The organism is Pseudomonas sp. PICF6, from assembly GCF_009831705.1.
Lineage (GTDB): Bacteria > Pseudomonadota > Gammaproteobacteria > Pseudomonadales > Pseudomonadaceae > Aquipseudomonas > Aquipseudomonas rhizophila.
In genome coordinates, this window is the sequence record NZ_WUUD01000024.1 from 50,345 (window position 1) to 56,003 (window position 5,659).

The 5,659-nt window shown below is 60.8% G+C and carries 6 protein-coding genes and 1 riboswitch; of the genes, 1 reads left to right on the top strand and 5 read right to left on the bottom strand.

Annotated elements, in window-relative coordinates; translation table 11 throughout:
- Window positions 1-655, bottom strand: a 655-nt coding sequence (locus tag GSM73_RS27395; RefSeq protein WP_256676931.1) for an alanine--tRNA ligase-related protein, incomplete at its 3' end; no start/stop codon positions are given.
- Window positions 656-801: 146 nt separating this feature from the next.
- Complete coding sequence (gene ltaE / locus GSM73_RS15830; protein WP_047228777.1) at window positions 802-1,806, bottom strand: low-specificity L-threonine aldolase; 1,005 nt, start codon at window positions 1,804-1,806, stop codon at window positions 802-804.
- A gap of 263 nt (window positions 1,807-2,069) precedes the next feature.
- Window positions 2,070-2,237: riboswitch (FMN riboswitch) on the top strand.
- 100 nt (window positions 2,238-2,337) lie between these two features.
- Here ltaE and GSM73_RS15835 point away from each other — a divergent pair.
- Window positions 2,338-2,847, top strand: a complete 510-nt coding sequence (locus GSM73_RS15835; RefSeq protein ID WP_047228778.1) for a 6,7-dimethyl-8-ribityllumazine synthase — start codon at window positions 2,338-2,340, stop codon at window positions 2,845-2,847.
- Between the two features lie 137 nt (window positions 2,848-2,984).
- Here GSM73_RS15835 and astE read toward each other — a convergent pair whose 3' ends face one another.
- The 3 genes from astE to astB form a co-directional block, all read right to left on the bottom strand.
- Window positions 2,985-3,992 (bottom strand): succinylglutamate desuccinylase, encoded by a 1,008-nt coding sequence (astE, locus tag GSM73_RS15840; RefSeq protein WP_047228779.1) that lies wholly within the window; start codon window positions 3,990-3,992, stop codon window positions 2,985-2,987.
- Window positions 3,993-4,003: 11 nt separating this feature from the next.
- Window positions 4,004-4,291, bottom strand: a complete 288-nt coding sequence (locus GSM73_RS15845) for a hypothetical protein (RefSeq protein WP_047228780.1) — start codon at window positions 4,289-4,291, stop codon at window positions 4,004-4,006.
- A gap of 70 nt (window positions 4,292-4,361) precedes the next feature.
- On the bottom strand, window positions 4,362-5,659 hold a 1,298-nt coding region (gene astB / locus GSM73_RS15850), incomplete at its 5' end, for an N-succinylarginine dihydrolase (protein ID WP_256676928.1).

Sequence of the window (5,659 nt, forward strand, 5' to 3'; positions counted from 1 at the left end):
GGTTGAACTGCATGAAGACGTTGTTCCAGATCTCGATGTAGCGGTCGCCATCTTCTTCCGGCGAGCCGGGTGGGCCGCCCCAGATGTCGGCGCCGTGATCGTAGAAAATCTCGGTGCAAGGGCCGCACGGGCCGGTGTCGCCCATGGTCCAGAAGTTATCGGAAGCGTATGGCGCGCCCTTGTTGTCGCCAATGCGCACCATGCGTTCAGCCGGGACACCGACCTCTTTGGTCCAGATGTCATAAGCCTCGTCATCGCTGGCGTAGACCGTTACCCAGAGCTTCTCCTTGGGCAGGTTCAGCCACTTGTCGGAGGTCAGGAAGGTCCAGGCAAAGGTGATGGCGTCGCGCTTGAAATAATCACCGAAGCTGAAGTTACCCAGCATTTCGAAGAAGGTGTGGTGACGAGCGGTATAGCCGACGTTTTCCAGGTCGTTGTGCTTGCCGCCGGCGCGCACGCATTTCTGGCTGCTGACGGCACGGGTGTAGGCACGTTTTTCCTGGCCCAGGAAGCAGTCCTTGAACTGGTTCATCCCCGCGTTGGTGAACAGCAGGGTCGGGTCGTTGCCCGGAATCAAAGAGCTGGAGGCTACTCGGGTGTGGCCTTGCTCTTCGAAGAAGCGAAGGAAGGCTTCACGGATTTCTGCGCTTTTCATTAGGTTCTTCCACGGAGGCTGCGGCCAAAGGCCTGTGCAAAACGTCAACAGACGAAGCAACGGCAAAGGGCCGCATTATATCGGCCCTTCGCGTGGGGTACAGCGTGTTTATGCGATAGAAACTGTCAATTGGGCCGCTTGGCGGGTCAGTTACGGGAAAAGTCGACGAAAGAGCGGATCACTTCGTCGATTTGCGCGCCGCTGACATCCATGTGGGTCACCATTCGCAGGCGTGGCGCTGCGCTGAGCTTGATACCACGCTCGGCGGCAAACGCCCTGATGGCCTCGGCCCGCTCGCCCATCTGCACGTAGACCATGTTGGTCTGCACCGGCTCGACCTCGTAACCCGCCCCACGCAAGCCCTCGGCAAGCCGCTGGGCATTGGCGTGGTCATCGGCCAGGCGCTGGACCTGATGATCCAGGGCATACAACCCCGCCGCAGCCAGGATCCCGGCCTGGCGCATACCCCCGCCCACCATCTTGCGCAGCCGGCGCGCCTTGCCGATCAGTTCGACGCTGCCGCAGAGGACCGAGCCAACGGGAGCGCCAAGGCCCTTGGACAGGCACACCGACACCGAATCGAAATGTTGGGTGATCTCCCGGGCATCGACGTTCAACTTGACCGCGGCGTTGTACAGCCGCGCGCCGTCAAGGTGCAACGCCAGGCCGTGCTCGCGCGTGAAACGCCGGGCCCGGGCCAGATACTCCAGCGGCAGGACCTTGCCTTGCATGGTGTTTTCCAGCGCCAGCAGGCGAGTACGGGCAAAGTGGAAGTCATCGGCTTTGATCGCGGCAGCAACCTGCTCCAGGTCCAGAGAGCCGTCCGCTTGCACGTCAAGGGGTTGCGGCTGGATTGAACCCAGTACCGCCGCCCCGCCGCCTTCGTATTTATAGGTGTGAGCCTGCTGGCCAACGATGTATTCATCACCACGCTCGCAATGGGCCATCAGCCCCAGCAAGTTGCTCATGGTGCCGGTGGGTACGAACAGCGCCGCGGCAAAGCCCAGGCGCCCGGCCAGTTCGGCCTCGAGGCGATTGATGGTCGGATCTTCGCCATACACATCGTCGCCGGTCGGCGCGCTGGCCATCGCATCCAGCATGGCGGCGGAAGGTTGGGTGACGGTGTCGCTGCGAAGATCGATAACGCTCATGAATCTGGCCTCGGGTGCGGGTGGGGGGAATTCCCTTTCGAAGGTCAATTACTGCGGTCATGGCGACGATTAATCAAGACCAGTCGAAGGAAAAGATCACCTGCACCTGAAGATCACTCAGAACACCTGTGGGAGCGAGCTTGCTCGCGATGGCGGCAGCGCATCCAACATCAATGCAATCTGAACCACCGCTATCGCGAGCAAGCTCGCTCCCACAGGGGTTATGTGTTAAAAATCCTGCGCCGCCAAAAACCATGGCGGCGAAACGTTCTCAGGGCGGGGTGCAATTCCCCACCGGCGGTAATTGCACGCAAGGTGCATAGCCCGCGAGCGCTTGGCGATACACGGCTTTTGCGGTGTAGCGTCAAGGTCAGCAGACCCGGTGTGATTCCGGGGCCGACGGTCATAGTCCGGATGAAGAGAGAACGGGATCGGCACCCAAGGGCCGTCTGCGACTGTCTGCGCGCGACGCACCCTCGAATCCCCTTCGATTCATGAAGCCCTGTTTTTTACACAAACAGGAACCAGAACATGCAACCCACCGCAATCGACAGCAAAAGCAAACATCATCCGGGCGAGCGCGTCGCGTTCATCCAGGCCTGCTGGCACAAGGAAATCGTCGACCAGAGCCGCAAAGGCTTCGTCGCCGAAATGATCAATCAAGGTTATCAGGAAAGCGATATCGACTTCTTCGAAGTCGGCGGCGCCTTCGAGATCCCGCTGCATGCCAAGCTGCTGGCCAAATCTGGCCGCTACGCCGGCATCGTCGCCGCTGGCCTGGTGGTGGACGGCGGCATCTACCGTCACGAATTCGTCGCCCAATCGGTGATCAGCGGCCTGATGCAGGTTCAGCTGGAAACCGAGGTGCCGGTGTTCTCGGTCGTACTCACTCCCCATCACTTCCACGCTGGGGAAGAACATCAGAAGTTCTTCTTTGAGCATTTCGTGCACAAGGGCCAGGAAGCGGCGAAGACCTGTGCCGATACCCTGCACAAGACCCGGGCGTTGCGGCGCAGTGAGCAGCGGGCGGTAGCGGTCTAAATCCAGACACAGATCCAAATGTGGGAGCGAGCCTGCTCGCGATAGCAATGTAGCAGTCGACAGCAATGGCGACTGACACTCCGTCATCGCGAGCAAGCTCGCTCCCACAAAAGGCTTGTATCAGTTTGGGATTCAGGTCAGGCCAGGTTTTCGTCCGTCGCCGGCACAATCAGGATCCCGGCCCGCAAACCATTCTTCACCTTGGGGTTGGGGAAGATGATCCGGGCGCCCTCTTCTTCGATCACCCAGCGGGTCTGGGCAATGTCTTCGGCCAGCACATAACCTTTTCCAAGTTCCGAGAAGTTCTCGATGTCCGCCGGTAGGTTCAGGCGGAAACTGTCGCTGTGCTTGATGATTTCCCGCGCGACGCTGAACAGTTGCAGGCCGTCCAGGCTTTCGTCCGATTCGGGTTCGCTGCCTTCGATGATCTGTTGCAGACGGGTTTCCAGCAGGCTGACGTTGACACCGTCGTTTTCCCCGAACGGCCGGGCCTTGCCCAGTTCCAGGGTGAAAGACTCGGCACCCAACTGGTCATAGGTGTAGGCGCTGAACACAATGGACGGTTTGTTCTGCAGCAGCACCGCTTCCATGCCGGCGGCGCGCAGCCGCGCCAGTTCACGGCGTGAATGCTGGCGACCTTCCTTCCACGGATACAGGGCGAATTGCTCGATCTTCGAACCCCGGATGGCGGTGTGCAGGTCGTAATGCAAGCGACTGCGGTCCGGCACGCTGAAGAAACTGGCGGCCAACCGCTCCAATTCGCACGCCCGCAACGCCTCGGCGCCGCCGCTCAACTCATGGCGACCATTGAACAACCGATTGACGTCCTGCTCGACAAAACGCTCTCCGCGACGAATGGCCTCGGGATTGCCGAACAGAAACAGAATGCGTGCCCGTGGCTTGAGATCCCCACGGGCGATGTCGTGCAGCAACCGATCAAGCAATTCGATCGGTGCGGTTTCGTTGCCGTGGATACCGGCTGACAGCAACAGGTCCTGGCCATTGTCCCGGGCCTGGGGCGGCTTGACCTCCAGCGCGCCCTCGCTCAGCCAGCGCATCCGTACGCCCTCGACAGTCAGTTGAGTCTTCTCCGCCGGTTCACGGCCGGCGAGGGTCAGTTCAAGCAATTTGCCGAGGGCGAGCATAGCGCGGCTCCTTAATGGTCGTGGCCGCAATCCGGGCCATGGACATGATCATCGTCGCCCATGTCGGCCGGTTCCATTTCCAGTTGCAGGCTCACCAGGTTGGTCGCCAATGGGCGCAACAACAGGTTGGCGTATTCCTCATCGCCTTCTTCGACATCGACACCGATCAGCAACTGACCGCGGCCGTCCTGCTGGATCCACAGCTCTTTGCCCTGCCACATGACCGCAACGCGGGTGCAGGAGGTTTCCAGTTGGGTGCCGTCGGTGTCTTCAAGGATCAGTTGCAAGGTATCGCTCATGTTTTTACGTTCTCGTCGGGGGAAAAAGGCAACGCGCCCTGCTTTGACTGTAGTCAGGTCGCGCGCGCTTTCAATTGATCTGGAAAGGATAAACCGCGCCAAGTTTAAGGATTTGTGTCAGCTCATCCAGTGCCGCCCGGCATTCGAGCAGCAACTGCGGGTCCGCCAGGTCGTTTTCGGTCATGCGATCGCGGTAGTGACGCTCGACCCATTGGGTCAGCGAATCGTACAACGGCGCGGTCATGATAACCCCTGGGTTGACGGCGGCCAGTTCGGTTTCATTGAGGGCCACGCGCAGCCTCAGGCAAGCCGGGCCACCGCCGTTCTGCATGCTTTGCTTGAGGTCGAAGACCTTCACTTCACCAATCACCCCGCCAGAGCCAGTGAGGCTTTGCAGGTACTGCCAGACGCGTTCGTTGCCGCGACACTCTTCCGGCACGATCAACAGCATCGAGCCGTCGGGACGCGACAGCAACTGGCTATTGAACAGGTAGGAACGTACCGCGTCATCGACGGTAACCGCCGAACGCGGCACGCACACCGACTGAAATTTCCCACCGACCTTGGCGAGTTTGCTGCTCAGCTCGGCCAGCATCCGGTCGGTATCGAGAAACGCATCCTCGTGATAGAACAACACTTCGCCGTTGCCCACCGCGATCACATCATTGTGGAACACGCCCTGGTCGATCACCGATGGGTTCTGTTGGGCGTAGACCACGCCCTCCTCCCTCAGACCATGCAGACGAGCGACCGCTTGAGAAGCTTCCAGGGTCTGGCGCGCAGGGTACTTCTGCGGCGCGGGAAAACGGGTATCGAAGGCGCTGCGGCCGAACACGAAGAATTCAACACCGGCCTCGCCGTAGGTCCGGCAGAAACGCGTGTGGTTGGCCGCGCCTTCGTCGCCGAACTGCGCCACCGCCGGCAGCGCGGCGTGGTGGGCGAAGTGCTGCTGATCGGCAAACATCGCCCCCAGTACGCGACTGGTGGTCGGGTGTTCAATGCTGCGGTGGTATTTGCAGTTCAGGTTGGCGGCGGTGAAATGCACGCGGCCGTCAGCCGTGTCGGCGCTTGGGCTGACAGTGGCGGCGTTGGCCACCCACATGCTGGAGGCCGAGCAACTGGCGACCAGCAGCGGCATCGCTTCTTTGGCAGCCTGCTGGATGACCTGGGCATCGCTGCCGGCAAAACCCAACCGACGCAGGGCCGCCACGTCGGGACGTTCCTGTGGCGCCAGCACACCTTGCTGGAAGCCCATGTCCATCAGCGCTTTCATTTTCGCCAGGCCCTGCAACGCCGCTTCCTTGGGGTTGGAAGACTGCTGGCTATTGCTCTGGGACGCGACGTTGCCGTACGAGAGCCCGCCGTAGT

Excerpts from the sequence above, each read along its gene's own strand:
- ltaE (WP_047228777.1), bottom strand. The coding sequence starts at position 1,806 with ATGAGCGTTATCGATCTTCGCAGCGACACCGTCACCCAACCTTCCGCC.
- GSM73_RS15835 (WP_047228778.1), top strand. The coding sequence starts at position 2,338 with ATGCAACCCACCGCAATCGACAGCAAAAGCAAACATCATCCGGGCGAG.
- astE (WP_047228779.1), bottom strand. The coding sequence starts at position 3,992 with ATGCTCGCCCTCGGCAAATTGCTTGAACTGACCCTCGCCGGCCGTGAA.
- GSM73_RS15845 (WP_047228780.1), bottom strand. The coding sequence starts at position 4,291 with ATGAGCGATACCTTGCAACTGATCCTTGAAGACACCGACGGCACCCAA.